Origin of the sequence: Paenibacillus sp. FSL K6-1558 (assembly GCF_038002565.1) — a bacterium.
GTDB classification, from domain to species: Bacteria; Bacillota; Bacilli; order Paenibacillales; family Paenibacillaceae; genus Paenibacillus; species Paenibacillus polysaccharolyticus.
The window spans coordinates 2,482,177-2,498,368 of the sequence record NZ_JBBOCV010000001.1; the positions used below are offsets into that span (position 1 = coordinate 2,482,177).

Consider the following 16,192-nt stretch of genomic DNA (forward strand, 5'->3'; position numbering starts at 1 on the left):
GAAGCAGCTTACTGCTCAGCTCTCTTGACTAATAACTTCTTCTTCAAATCGGTCGATATCACCATTATTGCCGATAATGACCATAATATCCCCCATTTGCAGGGAATCCATCGCCGTCGGGGCAATAATCACCCCGGCTTCTTTTTGCAGGGCTACAATGCTACAGTTAAAGCGTACACGCGCATTCAAGCTAGCGAGTGTTTTATTGTGGAGACAGGCAGGTACCTTCATCTCTACAATACTGTAATCATTGGACAATTCGATATAATCCAGCAGGTTTGGTGTAACCAATTGGTGAGCGACCCGGATGCCCATATCCCGTTCAGGGTAAACGACACGGTCAATGCCCAGCTTATCAAGTGCTCGTCCGTGAAGAACCGATATAGCTTTGGCTACAACCGTTTTGACTCCCAGCTCTTTGAGCAGAATGGCAGTAAGGATACTCGTCTGAATATCGTCGCCAATAGCAACAATGCCACAGTCAAAATTACGAATGCCGAGGGAGCGTAGCACCTCTTCATCCGTAGCGTCCGCCACGACAGCGTGAGTGACCAGGTCACTCATGTCTTCGACAAGTTCCTCATTTTTATCAATGCCAAGCACCTCATAACCTAGTTCCATTAATTCCTGTGCCAGACTGGAGCCAAACCGCCCAAGTCCAATGACCGCAAACTGCTGTTTTTTCATCGTTCTTCACGAACCCCTCTATCCTAATAATTACTAACCAATTATCATTTTGCCTTCCGGATACCTGTATAAATCCTTACCCTTTTTCTGCCCCAGTGCATACGCAAGTGTAATTGGTCCAAGCCGTCCTGCAAACATGGTAAAACAGATCATTAACTTGCCAAATGTGGTGAGTTTAAGCGTCAGGCCAAGAGAAAGCCCTACCGTACCAAAAGCAGATGTCGTTTCAAATAATATCATTAAAAAATTACTGTCTTCTGTCGTACTCAGCACCATCGTCACCGTAATAATGAACAACAGCGCCAGTAGCGTGATAGTGAGTGCTTTGAAAATACGTTCCTGCACAAGCCGATAACGGAAAAAGACGATATCCTCCCGACCGCGCATCATGGCAATGACTGCCCCGGCCATAATCAGAAACGTTGTTGTTTTGATACCGCCCCCGGTTGACCCCGGTGATGCACCGATAAACATCAATATAATCATGAAAAATTGCGTGGCCTGCCGCAGTCCGGCGATATCGACCGTGTTGGCCCCGGCTGTACGCGGTGTTACCGATTGGAAGAACGATCCGAGCAACTTGCCGCCCCAGTTCAGACCACCTAACGTTCGTGGGTTGCTGAACTCGAATACAAAAATGACCAGTGCACCAAACACAATCAATAAGGCCGTCATCAGCAAAACAACTTTGGAATGTAAGGATAGCTTCTTCGTTTTATGATATTCCACCAAATCGGACAACACCACAAAACCGATCCCACCCGAAACAATCAGAAACATGGCGGTAAAATTAACAAGCGGATCGTAGACATAGCCCGTTAGACTGCTAAAATGACCAAACATATCAAACCCGGCATTGTTAAACATAGAGATGGCGTGCCAGTAACCGTAATACACGGCCTGCCCGATCGGCATATCAAATGACCAGCGCAGTGCAAACAATGTACCGCAAATCCCCTCCAGAATAAGCGAATAAATCACAACCTTGCGAATCAGCCTCACAATGCCTTCCATCGTGCTTTGATTCATTGCCTCTTGTAAGATCAATCGCTCCTTGAGCGATATTTTCCGTTTGAACGCAATCGCAACCAGCGTAGACATCGTCATAAAACCGAGACCGCCGATCTGAATCAGAATCGCAATAATCACCTGACCCAGCACTGAAAAATAGGTTCCTGTATCCACAACAACGAGCCCTGTCACACACACAGCCGAAGTTGCTGTGAAAAGTGCATCGATAAAGGCCAGGCTGTCGCCGCTTCGGCTGGATGCCGGAAGCATCAACAGCAGTGTACCCAGCAGAATAATGCCAGCAAAACCTAACACCAGAATACGGGGCGGCGATAATCGCATCCATTGAACATTTGCTTTCACTTCAGTATCATCCACCTCTGCTAAAAAAGAAAATAACTCCACCCTGTGGAGCTCATGTATGATTCATAAAAAAACATCATATAATTGGAGTTGATATGCATCCAACTAGAGTTAGTATACTCTTTTACAGGATGCCTACTCTGGATGTCTACTCCGTTAGCTTTGTTAGCTCTTTCCGTTCTATTCGTTCCCTTGTTAGACCCCAGACATGCGGATTTTTGGATATTTGCTTCAAAATTATAAGCGCTGCAACGAATGCACACAAAACGATTTTTGGGTAAATAACTTCGAATTCGTTCAAAACGGGAAAAAAGTTCATGCCCGGACAGCAAGATCGGATTTTTTCGATCATTTTCATTCGTTTTCAAAGATTTACACCTGTTTTCGCCCTATCATTGGCATTGAGGACATGCCCTGTGCTATCTTTACAGTACGATGTAATTGAAAAAAGGAGGAACACCATTCCATGAATCCCTTAGGGCAGCCTTTACAGCTTAAGGCTAACTTCAAACGTTTGGGGTTGCTTGCGGTGATCGGCCTGATTTTATTTTTTGTCTTTCAGATCTTTCCTGCGACTTCATCACAAACGACAGAAATTTCGTCAACATCCTTCATTAGCAAGGATCAAGCGATCCAATCTGCACGTTCATTCGCGGCTTCCGTTGATGACTATACGCTCCAAGGCAATGCCAGTAAACCCCTAGTAACGTATCAGACCCATTCCGATATTTACGGTTATATGGCAAAGACGAAACAGCTTGCCACGTACAATAAAAAATGGGAAACAACCTATCCTTACGATGTATATCGAGTGCGTTTGCTTGATCAGGACAGTGGGGGTTACCTTAACGTTGACGTACATATGAAAACAGGCAAGGTAGTTGCCTTCAAGCGGATATTGCCTTCCTCCCTGTATACGGCCGTTGAATCAGAGCAAGAACAGGGCATCAGAAGAACTTCAGAGTCGCTTGCAGAAGGCAATATGCCATTGAACGAAAAAGAAAAACTCGCGGCTGGAGTTTTGAAAGAATTCGGATATGACATCCCAACACTTCAACTGGATACACGAGATGGCGAGCCGGGTCTGAAGTACACGGATGCAAGTAAAACGATTGGCAACTCCAAGCTAGAATTGAATTTTACATTTGAAAATGGGGCTGTCCGTTCGTTCGATCCGGAGTTCTCCGTACCGAAATCCCACACGGATTATGTTAAAGACCAGACCCAATTAGCCAATTGGTTAACTTACGGTGGTTACGCTTTTCTGACGTTTGTTCTTGGTGTGCTTGCCATTATTTATAGCATTCTGGCTCGTGCAAATACATCGTTCAAACGAGGCGTCGTATTGTCACTGGTGTACTTTGCTGCTTCTATGATTGGTACACTGAACATGTTGCCTCTCTTCCAGGCACAAGGACTTTCAAGCTTCATGTTAGTGTTCCTTATGCTCATTCAGACCGGCATAACCATCGTGATGAGTGCTACGATCTATCTATCGCTTGTCGCTGGTGACGGCATGTGGCGCAAAATCGGATTTAATCCATGGCCTCGTGCCAAGGAGCCGGGTTACGGCAAATATGTGTTGCAGAGTATGTACACCGGCTATCTATGGGCATTCATTCTGCTAGGTGTACAATCCGTTCTATTCTTTATTCTTGAACGTAGCATCGGCACATGGTCCACCACCTCAGCAGATCAATCGACATATAACATGACGTATGCCTGGATCTTTCCGATTATGGCTTGGATGGCTGGAATCGGGGAAGAGGCCGTATATCGACTGTTCGGTATCCGCATGATGCAAAAAGTTGTGCGTAACACGTTTATCGCCTGTCTGATCCCTACAATTATTTGGGCACTTGGACACACCTTATATCCAATCTATCCAGTCATTACACGACCGATCGAACTGACTGTCATTGGACTGTTGTTCAGCCTAATTATGTTGCGTCACGGCTTCATTGCTGTTGTTTTTGCACATGTCATCTTTGACAGCCTATTGATGGGGCTCAGCTTGATTTTCATGGGAGACGCACTGAACATCGGTGCAGGAATCTTTTGGATTGTGTTGCCTGCTATTGTTGGATACGTGGTCTATCGTTTCAATCCAAAACAAAAAGAGAAGCCGTATGTCACGACTCCTCATCACGAAGTGCTGCAATAATCTGAGTAGCTAGTTTATCTCCAATAGATAGAGGCCGGAAGTCTTCAACGCTGGCCTCTTTTATTTTGCGTAAAGAGCCAAAATGCTTCAATAGTAGCTTACGCCGCTTCTCCCCAATGCCTGGAATGGCATCGAGTCTAGACGTAACCATCGATTTGCCGCGCTGCTCACGGTGAAATGAGATGGCAAACCGGTGAACCTCTTCTTGAATCCGCTGTAACAGATAAAACTCCTGACTGTCCCGCGGCAGGGCAATCACCTCTGGCGGATTACCAATCATCAGCTGTGATGTTTTGTGTTTGGCATCCTTCACCAATCCACACACCGGAATGAATAGCCCAAGCTCGTTCTCAAGCACGTCTACAGCTGCGGAAATCTGTCCTTTACCTCCATCGACTACGATCAAGTCAGGCTGGGCCAAGTTTTCCTTAAGCACTCGCTCATAACGGCGACGGATAACTTCACGCATTGTTTCATAATCATCCGGCCCCTCGACAGAGCGCACTTTATATTTACGATATTCCTTCTTGTCCGGTTTACCGTCGGTAAATACAATCATGGCAGACACCGGATTCGTACCCTGAATGTTCGAGTTATCGAAAGCTTCAATTCGTCTTAACTGCTCCAGACCGATCCAGCGCCCCAATCCCTCGGAAGCCTTAGATGTTCGCTCTTCATTACGTTCAATGAGGCGGAACTTCTCCTCCAATGCCACCCGTGCATTGTCGAGTGCCATCGTAATCATCTGGCGTTTCAGTCCGCGTTGCGGGATATGCACTTTAATGTCCAACCATTCTTGCAGAGAAGCAGCCATTTGCGACGGGTCCTCCATCTCGGATGGCAGTTTGGCATTGGATGTTTCCTGCAATCCGGTAGCATTGCTCTCTTCTTCCTCAGTTACCTCCGCCCCATAAGCTGCAAGTGTCTCGGCAACAACTGGCATCGAAGCAGCGGTCTGATTCATCCCGATTTGTAATTCTTCTTGCGTGGATTCAACCGTTCCCTCAGAATGTTTATCCTCGGATATATTCGCATGATCCACTTTTGTGGAATCGCTTGTTTCCTGACCAGAGAGCAGTTCCTTCGGCATCTCCGGTAGCAAAATTTCCTGTGGCAAAGCCGGGTTATCACTATAATACTGGGTTACATAGGACATAAAATCATTGTAGGCCTCACCGTAGAACGGGAAGGTGGATACATGGCGTTCAATCATTTTCCCCTGACGCATATATAGAATCTGGACACACATCCAGCCTTTATCAATCGCAAATCCAAAGACATCACGGTCTCTGGCATCCGCCATCGTAATTTTCTGTTTTTCCATGATCGCATCAATCGCAATCACCTGATCACGCAGCTCTTTGGCACGTTCAAAATACAAATCTTCAGCGGCTTCCTGCATTTTACGCTGCAAGTCCTTTTTAATCTCCTCATGTCCGCCGCTCAGAAATGATCCGATCTCCTGCGAAATCTCGTCATACTGCTCTTTGCCAACTTCCTTCACACAAGGGGCAAGGCATTGGCCCATATGGTAATACAGGCAAACTTCCTTCGGCATTACACCACATTTGCGGAGCGGATACATCCGATCCAACAGTTTTTTCGTTTGGTGTGCCGCATACGAGTTCGGATACGGACCGAAGTATTTGGCTTTATCTTTCAGCACACGGCGGGTCACTTCGAGCCGCGGATGCTTTTCATTCGTTATTTTAAGATAAGGAAACGTTTTATCGTCTTTAAGCAATACATTGTAACGCGGCATATGTTTTTTGATCAGGTTACACTCCAGAATGAGTGCTTCCATGTTGCTGCCTGTCACGATGTATTCAAAATCACGGATTTCGGATACAAGACGCTGTGTCTTTCCGTTATGACTGCCAATAAAATATGAGCGCACGCGGTTTTTGAGCACTTTCGCTTTACCAACGTAAATAATGGTGCCTTCACTGTTTTTCATCAAATAACAGCCCGGCAGGTCTGGAAGCAATGCAAGCTTGTGACGAATCTGCTCCAGTGCCTTCTCCTGTGCGTCTAACTCCTGCATAAATGGATCCATAATTCGGTGGGTCCTCCCTTCCGAAAAAAGTAAAAGTCATGGTTACACAAAAAAATTCACACCGACCACTCCAATGACAGAACAACCTTTCAATCGCTGTTATCCCCAGATTTCTTTGATTCCCTTTTTAAAAGGGAAAATCCGGTGATAAAGGCTACAGTAGATGCTTCCGATGTAGCTTTCTTTCAGAAAGCTTTTAGCTTCGCTTCTCCAGTTCTTTTCTGTCCTCTCCGTTAATCATGTGAATTTACAGTTTCATTTTATATTCAATTATATAATATAAATAATTTATCACATCATTTATATATTACTTTTATATTGTCCTACATATCGCTTATCGACGCAAAACGCCCCCGGCATGTAAACCGGAGGCGATGTGTCAGCCTGCACTTAATTATGTTGTGACTTGCTGCTTATTGATGTTTTTCGATGATTCCTTTGAGAGCTTCTTTAGAGTTCAGACCAACCACTTTATCAACCGGTTGACCATCTTTGAAGAAGATCAGTGTTGGAATGCTCATTACGCCAAAGCGGGAAGCAGATTCTGGATTCTCATCCACGTTTACTTTAGCAATTTTTACGGAATCGCCAACTTCTGTGGACAGCTCTTCCAGGATTGGAGCGAGCATTTTGCAAGGACCACACCAAGGCGCCCAGAAATCAACCAGAACCGTTCCTTCTCCTTCGACTTCCGTGTTAAAGGATTGATCGGATACGTTAACAATAGCCATGAAATTGTCCTCCTTATATATACTTACGGTTTTATTTTAACCTGTAACGTCGTGAACGACACTTCCAGTATAACACATGTGCGTTAGACATGTGAAATGAACAGATAATGTTCATCTTCCCAACATGAAATCTTCACAATTACAGGTGCAGCCAGTCGTCTGCAAAATCTTTACAAACGCTTTCTTTTCCAAGTATACTAAAATTACTCCAGATTGTAGCCCTGCTTGCAGGCCAAGCTGTCAATCCTCAAAGGAGGCAACACAATGGACGCTAATATTCGGATGACCGACCCGCGTGAACATGTGAACGAGGAGCCGCGTAGCGATCTCTTTGATCTGATTATGGGCGTTGTCGGCATGGGCGGCCTGATGACTGTTATCTTTTTTGGTATGGTAATTTTTAAATTCCTGACCGAATAGGATATTCAAGTCAGTTTCAGGCTCCCGCAGACCAGAAAAGCCCGGTTCTCGCATATTGCGAAAGCCAGGCTTTTTTTGGTTCATCTATATCTTAGCTCTTCCCTCGTTGGTTCTCGCCCCGAACCTGAATAACATCCACAAATGGACGAATTCGATCCATCAAACGTTGACCTTTGTTCGATTCCTCGCCATCCCGGTTCGTAAAGCTCAAGTGTTTCTCAAGCCCTTCCAGGTTGTAATTGGACGTATAGAACGTTGGCTTGCGATTCATTCTATAGTTAAGAATAGAGCCCATCACATGATCCCGTACCCATGGGTTCAGGTTCTCTGCACCAATGTCATCAAAGATGAGCAGATCACAGCTTTTCAGAACATCCGTCATTTCCTTGAGCTTCTGTCCTTCACTGATCATGGATTTCAAATCCTCCACGAAGTCAGGCATATAAATAATGACACCTGTATGACCCGCAACCGCGAGTTCATGTAGCAGATAACACATCAGAAACGTTTTGCCGGTTCCAAACGAACCTTCCAGATACAACCCTTTCGTCGAAAGTCCATTGTCCTTGGTCTCGCTAATATAACGAAGCACACGGTTCACCGCTGGCGCACGCATGCGATCTTTGCCCATAATTTCCACATCATTATATCCAGCGCTTAGAGCACGCTCATCCACATAAAAACTGCGAATCCGCTGTTTGATGATATGTTCATTTTGCCGGGCGATCTGTTTGGAGCAAGGTGCTTTGATATCTATAATTTCGGGTTTACCGTTGAAGTTCTCTACTTCCAGTTTGCAGAAATGACCCTGAAAATCGTTGGGACAGTTGTCGAGTCCCGGACAATTCGCGCAGTTCTTCGAATCTTTAGCATACTGAAACAACTTGCTCAGATCAGGCATGAGCTGTGTATCTTTCAGTTCAGGATGACCTGCGCGGAACTCGCGCACATATGGGTCTTCCAACAAATCCGCCATAATTCGCCGCGACTGCTCACGAAACGAAGGGTTCAGCTGCTGAAGCAGTCCTCCCAAGGATTCCATGACTTCAAGCCCCCTTTTAAAGTATTAATATTTATGAAAACATGAGACAATTTCATCTCCAAATATTCAATCATTTGTACTGTTCATTCTATAGAAAAGCACACAATAACTCAACTGATACATTTGGAAAAAAAACCTCTCCACATTATACGTGTATTCATTTAACCCTTATATTCTGGATGTGCATGTCTGGAGCACCCGAATAAATAACATTTGGAGCTTAAAGATGTGGTGAATTTAAATGGTGGAACAAAACCCGAGACAATCTGTTCGAGAATATGTTCATACTCCTTTTTCTCCATTTGCAAGCGAGTCACGTATGCCACTTTATCACTTTCTGTCCAATTCTCATCGCAATCTTCTGCCTGTGCTTCCTCAATATCATCTTGTTTTAACCGAATACATTCTTCTGCAATTTCAACTGCACGTTCCATTGCATTCGTCTGAACTAGAGCATATATATATCTACACACCCAGTCGGGCGATTTAGAATATGTGTCCCATGATTTTTCAAACCAATGCACCGCTTCGGAAAAACAAGCAAGCTCCAAGTACAGTTCTGCCACATGTACCTCTCCGACAAAATCATCATCACTTTCCAAGAAGGCATCCAGTTTGTGTTTTGCTTCAATGGTATGTCCCAGCTGAATTAAACAGTGAACATGACTATACATGGCGTAATCAGAAGGCCCAGCACTTTTCAAAAATAAAGCTGAAGCCTGTTCCAACTCTCCGAGATGATATTTGGCAATTGCTAAGTTATTGTATGCCTCTTTGGAAGGCTCCACAGCAATAGAGTCTGATAGTACAACCGCGGCTTCTTCCCATCTCTCCATCTGAACAAGTAATTCACCAAGCAGACTGTAGGGAAAATGAGAGGTTGGTTTCAACGCCACTGCTTCCTGAGCCAATTCAATAGCTGCTTCGATATCCCCCTCTTCGTGATAATAAATCCAGGCCAGATTCGTCAAGGACTCAACGTCCCTTGAATCGTTCAATGCTTTCTGAAATAAAGCCAACGCTGCATCATAATCATTATTTTCAAGGTATTCGATGGCTTTCTGATTCGTGTTCAACGGATCTGCCCCTTCCCTCTGAATGACTCGTGTCCCTAGCTTTCGGACTCCACCACACACCTATTGAGTAAAAAAGCGAGTCACCTCTCCCAAGGGACCCGCCTGTATCGTACAACTATAACGTTCCTTTATAACGTTCCTTTTTGCTTGCTCGCCTGCATCTCCTGAGCAAATCGCATCATCTCTTCAAACTCTTCCTCCGAAACGTTATCCCCATCATGGCTTATGTCTTGTACAATCGGAATTTCGGGTTTGGCTTTGGTTCCTTTACCGTATGTACGGGTACGGGTTCCAGCTGCTCCTGCAGCCTGCTTACCTTTGACCTTCGCCTGATCACGAATATATTGCACAGCCTTCTCATACGTATTAACCTGCTTCAGCAGCATATTGGAGGCAATCGCCTCAACAAAATTACGATTAATCCGTTGCTCGCCACCCGATACAAGCAATGCCATCAGATAATGAATCAATACGTTGATCACTTCACCAGGTAGCTTGTAACTCAGATCAATTTTTTCGAAAATATCAACCAGATTATCCGGTACAGCCCCCGGGAAAAATGTCTGCAACAACCGAGTGTACGGCTCGTTACGAAGCATCATATTGTATTGATGAATGTCACACTTGGTTGCAAATTGCGGTGGCACCTCGACATAATACTCCATCTGAACAACATGCTCCACTGGAGGTTCACCGGAGTCATTATATGCCTGTGGCTCCTCCATATGCTGGCGAAGAGCAACCACCTTGGCGGCTTGCACTGTCTGCTGTTCCTGACGTTTCTTCGTTTGTCTGAATTGCATGCTCGCCTTGTGTTGAAGATCATCCAGCAATAGCTGTCCTTGCGGGCTAAATACACCATCCTCGTCCAGCAGTCGGCACACATCTTGCACGCTAAGACTAAACTTGTTCACTACAAAATTGACGATCCCGAGCTGTTCATGATCAAAACGAAGTTGTTCCACATAACGTCGGTTTACCGACTCACGCGGGAAGCGTAAAATAATGTCCGCATAATTCAGTGCATTTTCTTCCACAGCATCATTCGTGCCTGTTCGCTGTGCCGATGTGGATACTTCGGAGAGTGCCTGCTCCAGCTCGTAATCAATGACATGCGTGTTAAGCTCAAATATATCGTAAAAGGGAACTGAAATATTTTCTTTATTGGCTGCAACGTAAGGTGCATCCCCATTTTCAACTGCCGAAAAGCCAGCTCGTAGCGACAACACAGCAAACTTGCCTATTTTGTCCCGTAGCAACAGTGTCAGATGCTGTGTGCGGAAAAACTCTCCTGGCGAGAGCGGCGGCTGCAGTTCATACTCATAGATGTAATCATCATTCTCTGGAATATAGACCCGCGATGTCTGGAGAAGACCTACTGCCTCCAGCTTGGACGCCTGTTCAACCAGATATTTACGTCCTTTCTCGCTAGGCTCCAGCCCCAATGTCATGAACAGCCTTCGTTGCTGCTCAAGTGGGGAATAACCGACCTGTTCTCCGGGGAGATGCTGAAATAACAGCCGATACAAGCCAACCGCAAAAGCACCTACCATAGGCTGGTAAGCTCCTGTGAGCATGCGGTCGTCCAGGGCGCTTAATCCAAACTCCCTGTATACGCAGTAGCGATGATGTTCCGTATAATGATGCAAATTCTTCATGCGCATAGCCTGATCTCCTTCTTCCCCAAAGGTTGTTTTTCTATTCTATCATAAATGTCCGATCCTCAAATGCTCAAAAACAGGTAAAAAACCAACCCGTTCTCTCTCCGTTTCGTCCTAGGTCGACATCGTTCACGTTTTCGCAGAATTGGGCGAATTTTCAAATGAATAACGACAAAGAGTCGCTAGAATACTATAAAAGCTACAGAGCGAGATTACAAGCGATAATAGTTTAAATCTATTCATCTTATGCTTATGAAAAAAAGCGTACAAACATTCCCGTACCCCGTTCGTCACAACAAAAAAGCCTTCCCTTTGCACGCGTAAGCGTTTGCGTCAAAGATAAAGACTTTTCCAAGTTATTGCGGCAGATGCCTTCACTTTCCAGTCATCAGAACATCCGATATCCGCCTAAACGCAGTTTCTGAATCGTCCATCCGCTGATTATCGCACCCGCGAGGCCTGCAACCCCTGTCATATAATCGACCAACTGGAACGATCCAAGATGTGACACGAGCGTAGATGAATGATCCCATAAGGAATATACCACCACAGGCAAAATAACGATGACGAACAGATAGGAAGGAAACCAGGTGGTCTTCATAAGCATATTCAAAATGAAACCGATACCAAACATCATCACAAAAAATAATACCATTAATACAAGCACAGGTATAAACTGCATCGGCTGACGTTCACCTCTTCTTTCACACTTTCGGTTTTCCCTTCTGGATAGTAGTAAGTTTACCGCAAAAAATGTGGCGAAGCAACGAACTTTCTGGACAAATCTACCGATTTTCACGAGAAGATCATTTGCCCTCCTGCTTCATATTGGGATACAATATAACGATAAAGCACTAAACCATCCCTTACCGGGATTTGGAAATATAATCCGCAGGAGGAACAATATCCATGAACGAAGCCGCATCAACCCTGGAGGGCTGGTATGCCCTGCATGATTTTCGCTCGATGAACTGGACCGCTTGGAAAGCAGCCGACGATGAAGAGCGTGCTGTTGCCCTGGACGAGCTTCAAGAGTTTTGGAATGATTGGAAAAAAGTCGAGGAGGCTTCCCAAGGCAGCACTGTAGTTTATACAGTCGTAGGTCAGAAAGCTGACTTTGTGATGATGCATCTGCGCGAAACGCTGGAAGATCTGAAGGCAGTAGAGAACGCCTTCAACAAAACAACGTTTGCCAAATACACGACTAAAGCTTATTCATATGTCAGTGTAGTTGAACTGAGCAACTATCTTGGCAAAGAGGGCGAAGATCCGATGCAAAATCCGGAGATTATTGCCCGTCTTAAACCGGTTTTACCACAGCGCCAATACATTTGTTTCTACCCAATGAACAAAAAGCGTGAGTTGAACGACAACTGGTACATGTTGTCCATGGACGAGCGCCGCACCATGATGCGCAGTCACGGCATGATCGGCCGCAGTTATGCGGGTAAAGTGAAACAGATCATCACGGGCTCTGTCGGATTTGATGATTGGGAATGGGGCGTTACGCTGTTCGCTGATGATGCGCTTCAATTCAAAAAACTCGTGTACGAGATGCGCTTTGATGAAGTAAGTGCACGCTACGGTGAATTTGGCTCCTTCTATGTAGGAAGCTTGCTGAACGAAAGCACACTGGAAGAGATGCTGAAACTGTAATTTTGTATACATGCAAGAATCGTCCAGCCTTCTATTGAAGCAGGCTGGACGATTTTTTTTTCGTTACAGCAAAAAATTGCCGCCGGACGTATTGCTCCGCGGTGATTTTTTGGTGATTAAGAATTATATCACTTTAAGCTTGATTTAGATTTATTTTAGTTAATCTAATTGTTTACACCAAAACGGAGAGGACAGAAATAAAATGGAAAAGCGAAGCGGTCGCCTTTATCACCGAATTTTTCCCTTTAACAAAAGGGAATCAAAAAATTTGGGGATAACAGCGATTGAAAGATTATTCTGTCATTGAAGTGTATAAGTGTAAACTATTCTTTTCAACTAACTGAAGTCTCAATCCTGCTCCTCTTCATCAACTGCTTTCAGAGATTCGAGGAATTCAGCAGTTGCACGATCACGGTCACGGCTCTTTTCCTTCAGCCGTTCAATCGCCGGCAGGATAAGAATATCTACTTCTTTCTGAACGATGTAAGCCAGGTCATATTGATTCTGTTCCTCCAGGTACCCGCCGACCTGCATCAAGTCGTTGTAACGATCCAGTTCCTCACGGGTTAACAGGCCACGAACCTGCACACTGCAATGTCTCATCCGAAGAACCGTCCTTTCCTCAGGACCAGCGGAATACCTCCAATGATAAACAAATAGCGCATATCCACTAATTTTTTCAATTGTGCTGCCTTCCAGCCCTTGTATTTCTTATCCCCAACGACAGCAATCGCTTCCCCTTTACCCAAAGAGGCAACAGTACCTTTGCTGGTGAATTCAAAAGGCTGAGGCTGCTTGTTGCGAATGGCTGCGACAATATTTTTGGCACAGTTCACACCTTGCTGCATCGCAATCTGTGCTGTTGGCGGATACGGTCTGCCCTCCTTGTTAAACACAAGGGAGTTGTCCCCAATCACATACACATGTTCATGCCCAGGAGCACGCAAATATTCATCCACCTTCACACGACCACGCATCACTTCAAGCCCCGCCTGTTCAAGTAAAGAATTCCCTCGAATGCCTCCTGTCCATACGACTGTGGCAGCGTCGATTTTCTCGCCTTCACCAACGATTACGCCATCAGGAAGACATTGCTTGATCGGAACACCAATTTTAAACGTAACCCCTTTTTTCTTCAGTACGTTCATCGCATGCTCCACAAGTTCCGGATCAAACCCCGGCAATGCCGAAGGCGCAGCTTCAACATTATAGATGTGTACATGCTTCGGGTCCACGTCAAATTCTTTGCACAGCTGCGGGATACGATCAGCAAGTTCTGCGACAAATTCTACGCCGCTAAAACCTGCTCCCCCTACAACAAACCGAATACGATTTCGTTTATTATCGTTTTTGTACATTGCGAATTGATATTCGATATGTTCGCGAATCAGCCTCACAGAGTTGATGCTACGAATGGTCATCGCGTGTTCCAGCATACCCGGTATACCAAAAGTTTCCGGCTCTCCACCTAGTCCAATAATCAGGTAATCATAGGACAACGTTCCATCCTCCAGAATGACTTTACGATCCTGAAGCCGGATCTCCTTCACGGATGATTTTACCAGATCAATCTTGAATTCATCGATCAGTTTGGAAATAGAAACTCTCGCATGCTCTATTTTATCCGTACCGGCTGCCGGCATATGTAGATGGGTTGTAATATAGTGATAATCATGCCGATTCACCAATGTGACGTCAGCTTCATTATAGTTGAGTTCCTTCTGCAGCCGCTGCGCTGTCAGAATTCCGCCATATCCCGCTCCGAGAATGACGATTTTGGGAATGCTGCTCATATCTGTACTCCTTCCGGTTTCGCTCGCATCCTTCCTGATAATTGAGGTGGAATGCAAAATGCTCTTACTTACAAGTATTGCTCAGGTCTTATCCAATATGACGACAAATGTAAAATTCGTAAGTGTATATTAACTTCTGTACGTATAATATCGACGATTATAGTTGTGAAATTAACCACAAGTTTCCACAAAACGAGGTTGTTTCTTAACCTGATATTATGACTCTAATTTTGACAAAAAAACACATAGTACAGGTCAAGGATATCTGTATTTCTCGTAAAGATCAAGGTTTTTTTTGTTATTTTTCATAGCCTTTCATTTCCAATTTCATCCTATTCTCACCAGAACTTCATCATTTATTCTCAGATTAGTGATCCAGCTAACTTTGCAACCCAGATTACACCGTTTATAATAGGAAAGACAGTTTGGCACCCATGCAGATTATGTGACGTAATTTGCAAAAAATAATCACTGTTCTCTACCTATTAAAATAAGAAAGGTGTTGTTGATTTTTGACTGCACAGACGTCCGGTCATGAAATGACCGATTTACTTATTATCGGCGGCGGTCCTGCGGGCCTGTTCGCTGCATTTTATGGAGGTATGCGTCAGGCTTCCGTTACACTGGTTGAAAGTATGCCACAGCTTGGTGGACAGCTCGCTGCCCTCTACCCGGAAAAGTACATTTATGATGTAGCCGGTTTTCCGAAAGTTACTGCTCAGGAACTCGTGAATAACCTGATCGAGCAGATGAGCCACTTTAACCCGAACATTCGCTTGGAAGAAAAAGTGGTATCGGTGGAGAAAAAAGAAGAACAGCATTTCATCGTAAAGACAGATGAGAATGAATATCATGCCAAAGCGGTTATTATCACGGCGGGTGTTGGTGCATTTGAACCTCGTCGCCTTGAACTCGAAGGTGCAGCGAAGTTTGAGAAAACCAACCTGCATTACTTCATCAGTGATTTAAACGCTTTTGCCGGTAAAAAAGTTTTGATTAGCGGCGGGGGAGATTCTGCTGTAGACTGGGCTCTTATGCTTGAGCCGATTGCTGAACAGGTTACTCTGATTCACCGCCGGGACAAATTCCGTGCACATGAGCACAGTGTGGAAAACCTGATGAACTCCAAAGTTAACGTTGTGACACCGACTGAAATTACGGAACTTCACGGAGATGACACCATTACCAAGGTTACTCTTGCTCATGTTAAGACGAAAGAAACACAGGAAATTGAAGTGGATGATGTCATTGTTAACTTTGGTTTCGTATCCTCCCTCGGTCCAATTGCTGAATGGGGTATCGAAATTGACAGCAATTCCATCGTTGTCGACTCCCGCATGGAAACGTCTATTCCGGGTATTTTTGCTGCCGGCGATATTACGACGTATCCAGGCAAGCTGAAACTGATTGCTGTTGGCTTCGGCGAAGCTCCAACTGCGGTAAATAATGCAAAAGTATACTTTGATCCGGATGCCAAATTGTCTCCTGGACACAGCAGTAATATGAAACGCTAATTCAAAGAAATCACATAA

General features: G+C 44.8%; 14 protein-coding genes. 4 read left to right on the forward strand and 10 right to left on the reverse strand.

Features of this window, described 5'->3' with window-relative positions; translation table 11 throughout:
• Positions 1–15 precede the first annotated feature (15 nt).
• Positions 16–687 carry a potassium channel family protein gene (locus MHI38_RS10685; protein ID WP_090919443.1) on the reverse strand — a complete coding sequence of 224 codons (672 nt, stop codon included), beginning with the start codon at positions 685–687 and terminating at the stop codon, positions 16–18.
• 33 nt (positions 688–720) lie between these two features.
• Entirely contained in the window at positions 721–2,040 is a 1,320-nt protein-coding gene (locus MHI38_RS10690; RefSeq protein ID WP_260511024.1) for a TrkH family potassium uptake protein, read from the reverse strand.
• A 487-nt stretch (positions 2,041–2,527) separates the two neighbouring features.
• Here MHI38_RS10690 and MHI38_RS10695 point away from each other — a divergent pair, with 487 nt between their 5' ends.
• Positions 2,528–4,225, forward strand: coding sequence for a CPBP family intramembrane glutamic endopeptidase (locus MHI38_RS10695; protein WP_221789943.1), 1,698 nt, complete (start codon positions 2,528–2,530; stop codon positions 4,223–4,225).
• On the opposite strand, the gene uvrC is transcribed toward MHI38_RS10695, so the two are convergent.
• The gene (gene uvrC / locus MHI38_RS10700) at positions 4,194–6,281 is read right to left on the reverse strand and encodes an excinuclease ABC subunit UvrC (RefSeq protein ID WP_221789944.1); all 2,088 of its coding nucleotides are present in this window, start codon (positions 6,279–6,281) and stop codon (positions 4,194–4,196) included. The two genes, MHI38_RS10695 and uvrC, sit on opposite strands and share 32 nt — an antisense overlap.
• Positions 6,282–6,694: 413 nt before the next feature.
• On the reverse strand, positions 6,695–7,012 hold the full coding sequence (gene trxA / locus MHI38_RS10705) for a thioredoxin (protein WP_090919457.1): 318 nt from the start codon (positions 7,010–7,012) through the stop codon (positions 6,695–6,697).
• 264 nt (positions 7,013–7,276) lie between these two features.
• Between trxA and MHI38_RS10710 the strand changes: the two genes are divergently transcribed.
• Positions 7,277–7,432, forward strand: a complete 156-nt coding sequence (locus MHI38_RS10710) for a YqzM family protein (RefSeq protein ID WP_090919461.1) — start codon at positions 7,277–7,279, stop codon at positions 7,430–7,432.
• A 91-nt stretch (positions 7,433–7,523) separates the two neighbouring features.
• Here the strand turns inward: MHI38_RS10710 and dnaI are convergent, their stop codons facing one another.
• From dnaI to MHI38_RS10730, 4 genes are all read right to left on the reverse strand, one after another.
• On the reverse strand, positions 7,524–8,474 hold the full coding sequence (gene dnaI / locus MHI38_RS10715) for a primosomal protein DnaI (RefSeq protein WP_308723074.1): 951 nt from the start codon (positions 8,472–8,474) through the stop codon (positions 7,524–7,526).
• 161 nt (positions 8,475–8,635) lie between these two features.
• Positions 8,636–9,550: a tetratricopeptide repeat protein gene (locus MHI38_RS10720; protein WP_308723073.1), complete on the reverse strand. Its 915-nt coding sequence runs from the start codon at positions 9,548–9,550 to the stop codon at positions 8,636–8,638.
• Between the two features lie 128 nt (positions 9,551–9,678).
• Positions 9,679–11,214, reverse strand: coding sequence for a DnaD domain protein (locus MHI38_RS10725; protein WP_090919486.1), 1,536 nt, complete (start codon positions 11,212–11,214; stop codon positions 9,679–9,681).
• A gap of 385 nt (positions 11,215–11,599) precedes the next feature.
• Positions 11,600–11,893, reverse strand: coding sequence for a YuiB family protein (locus tag MHI38_RS10730; RefSeq protein ID WP_090919489.1), 294 nt, complete (start codon positions 11,891–11,893; stop codon positions 11,600–11,602).
• A gap of 227 nt (positions 11,894–12,120) precedes the next feature.
• Here MHI38_RS10730 and hemQ point away from each other — a divergent pair, with 227 nt between their 5' ends.
• Complete coding sequence (gene hemQ / locus MHI38_RS10735; RefSeq protein WP_090919493.1) at positions 12,121–12,867, forward strand: hydrogen peroxide-dependent heme synthase; 747 nt, start codon at positions 12,121–12,123, stop codon at positions 12,865–12,867.
• Between the two features lie 348 nt (positions 12,868–13,215).
• On the opposite strand, the gene MHI38_RS10740 is transcribed toward hemQ, so the two are convergent.
• Both MHI38_RS10740 and MHI38_RS10745 read right to left on the reverse strand, forming a co-directional pair.
• Positions 13,216–13,470, reverse strand: a complete 255-nt coding sequence (locus MHI38_RS10740; RefSeq protein WP_090919495.1) for a hypothetical protein — start codon at positions 13,468–13,470, stop codon at positions 13,216–13,218.
• The gene (locus tag MHI38_RS10745) at positions 13,467–14,660 is read right to left on the reverse strand and encodes an NAD(P)/FAD-dependent oxidoreductase (protein ID WP_154891059.1); all 1,194 of its coding nucleotides are present in this window, start codon (positions 14,658–14,660) and stop codon (positions 13,467–13,469) included. Before MHI38_RS10745 ends, MHI38_RS10740 begins: the two co-directional genes overlap by 4 nt.
• 512 nt (positions 14,661–15,172) lie before the next feature.
• On the opposite strand from MHI38_RS10745, the gene MHI38_RS10750 reads away from it, so the two are divergent.
• The gene (locus MHI38_RS10750) at positions 15,173–16,174 is read left to right on the forward strand and encodes an NAD(P)/FAD-dependent oxidoreductase (RefSeq protein ID WP_090919501.1); all 1,002 of its coding nucleotides are present in this window, start codon (positions 15,173–15,175) and stop codon (positions 16,172–16,174) included.
• Positions 16,175–16,192 lie beyond the last annotated feature (18 nt).

What these genes read in the sequence shown, in the direction of transcription:
- MHI38_RS10685 (WP_090919443.1), bottom strand. Translation starts at nt 687, where the DNA reads ATGAAAAAACAGCAGTTTGCGGTCATTGGACTTGGGCGGTTTGGCTCC.
- MHI38_RS10690 (WP_260511024.1), bottom strand. Translation starts at nt 2,040, where the DNA reads ATGCGATTATCGCCGCCCCGTATTCTGGTGTTAGGTTTTGCTGGCATT.
- MHI38_RS10695 (WP_221789943.1), top strand. Translation starts at nt 2,528, where the DNA reads ATGAATCCCTTAGGGCAGCCTTTACAGCTTAAGGCTAACTTCAAACGT.
- uvrC (WP_221789944.1), bottom strand. Translation starts at nt 6,281, where the DNA reads ATGGATCCATTTATGCAGGAGTTAGACGCACAGGAGAAGGCACTGGAG.
- trxA (WP_090919457.1), bottom strand. Translation starts at nt 7,012, where the DNA reads ATGGCTATTGTTAACGTATCCGATCAATCCTTTAACACGGAAGTCGAA.
- MHI38_RS10710 (WP_090919461.1), top strand. Translation starts at nt 7,277, where the DNA reads ATGGACGCTAATATTCGGATGACCGACCCGCGTGAACATGTGAACGAG.
- dnaI (WP_308723074.1), bottom strand. Translation starts at nt 8,474, where the DNA reads ATGGAATCCTTGGGAGGACTGCTTCAGCAGCTGAACCCTTCGTTTCGT.
- MHI38_RS10725 (WP_090919486.1), bottom strand. Translation starts at nt 11,214, where the DNA reads ATGCGCATGAAGAATTTGCATCATTATACGGAACATCATCGCTACTGC.
- MHI38_RS10730 (WP_090919489.1), bottom strand. Translation starts at nt 11,893, where the DNA reads ATGCAGTTTATACCTGTGCTTGTATTAATGGTATTATTTTTTGTGATG.
- hemQ (WP_090919493.1), top strand. Translation starts at nt 12,121, where the DNA reads ATGAACGAAGCCGCATCAACCCTGGAGGGCTGGTATGCCCTGCATGAT.
- MHI38_RS10740 (WP_090919495.1), bottom strand. Translation starts at nt 13,470, where the DNA reads ATGAGACATTGCAGTGTGCAGGTTCGTGGCCTGTTAACCCGTGAGGAA.
- MHI38_RS10745 (WP_154891059.1), bottom strand. Translation starts at nt 14,660, where the DNA reads ATGAGCAGCATTCCCAAAATCGTCATTCTCGGAGCGGGATATGGCGGA.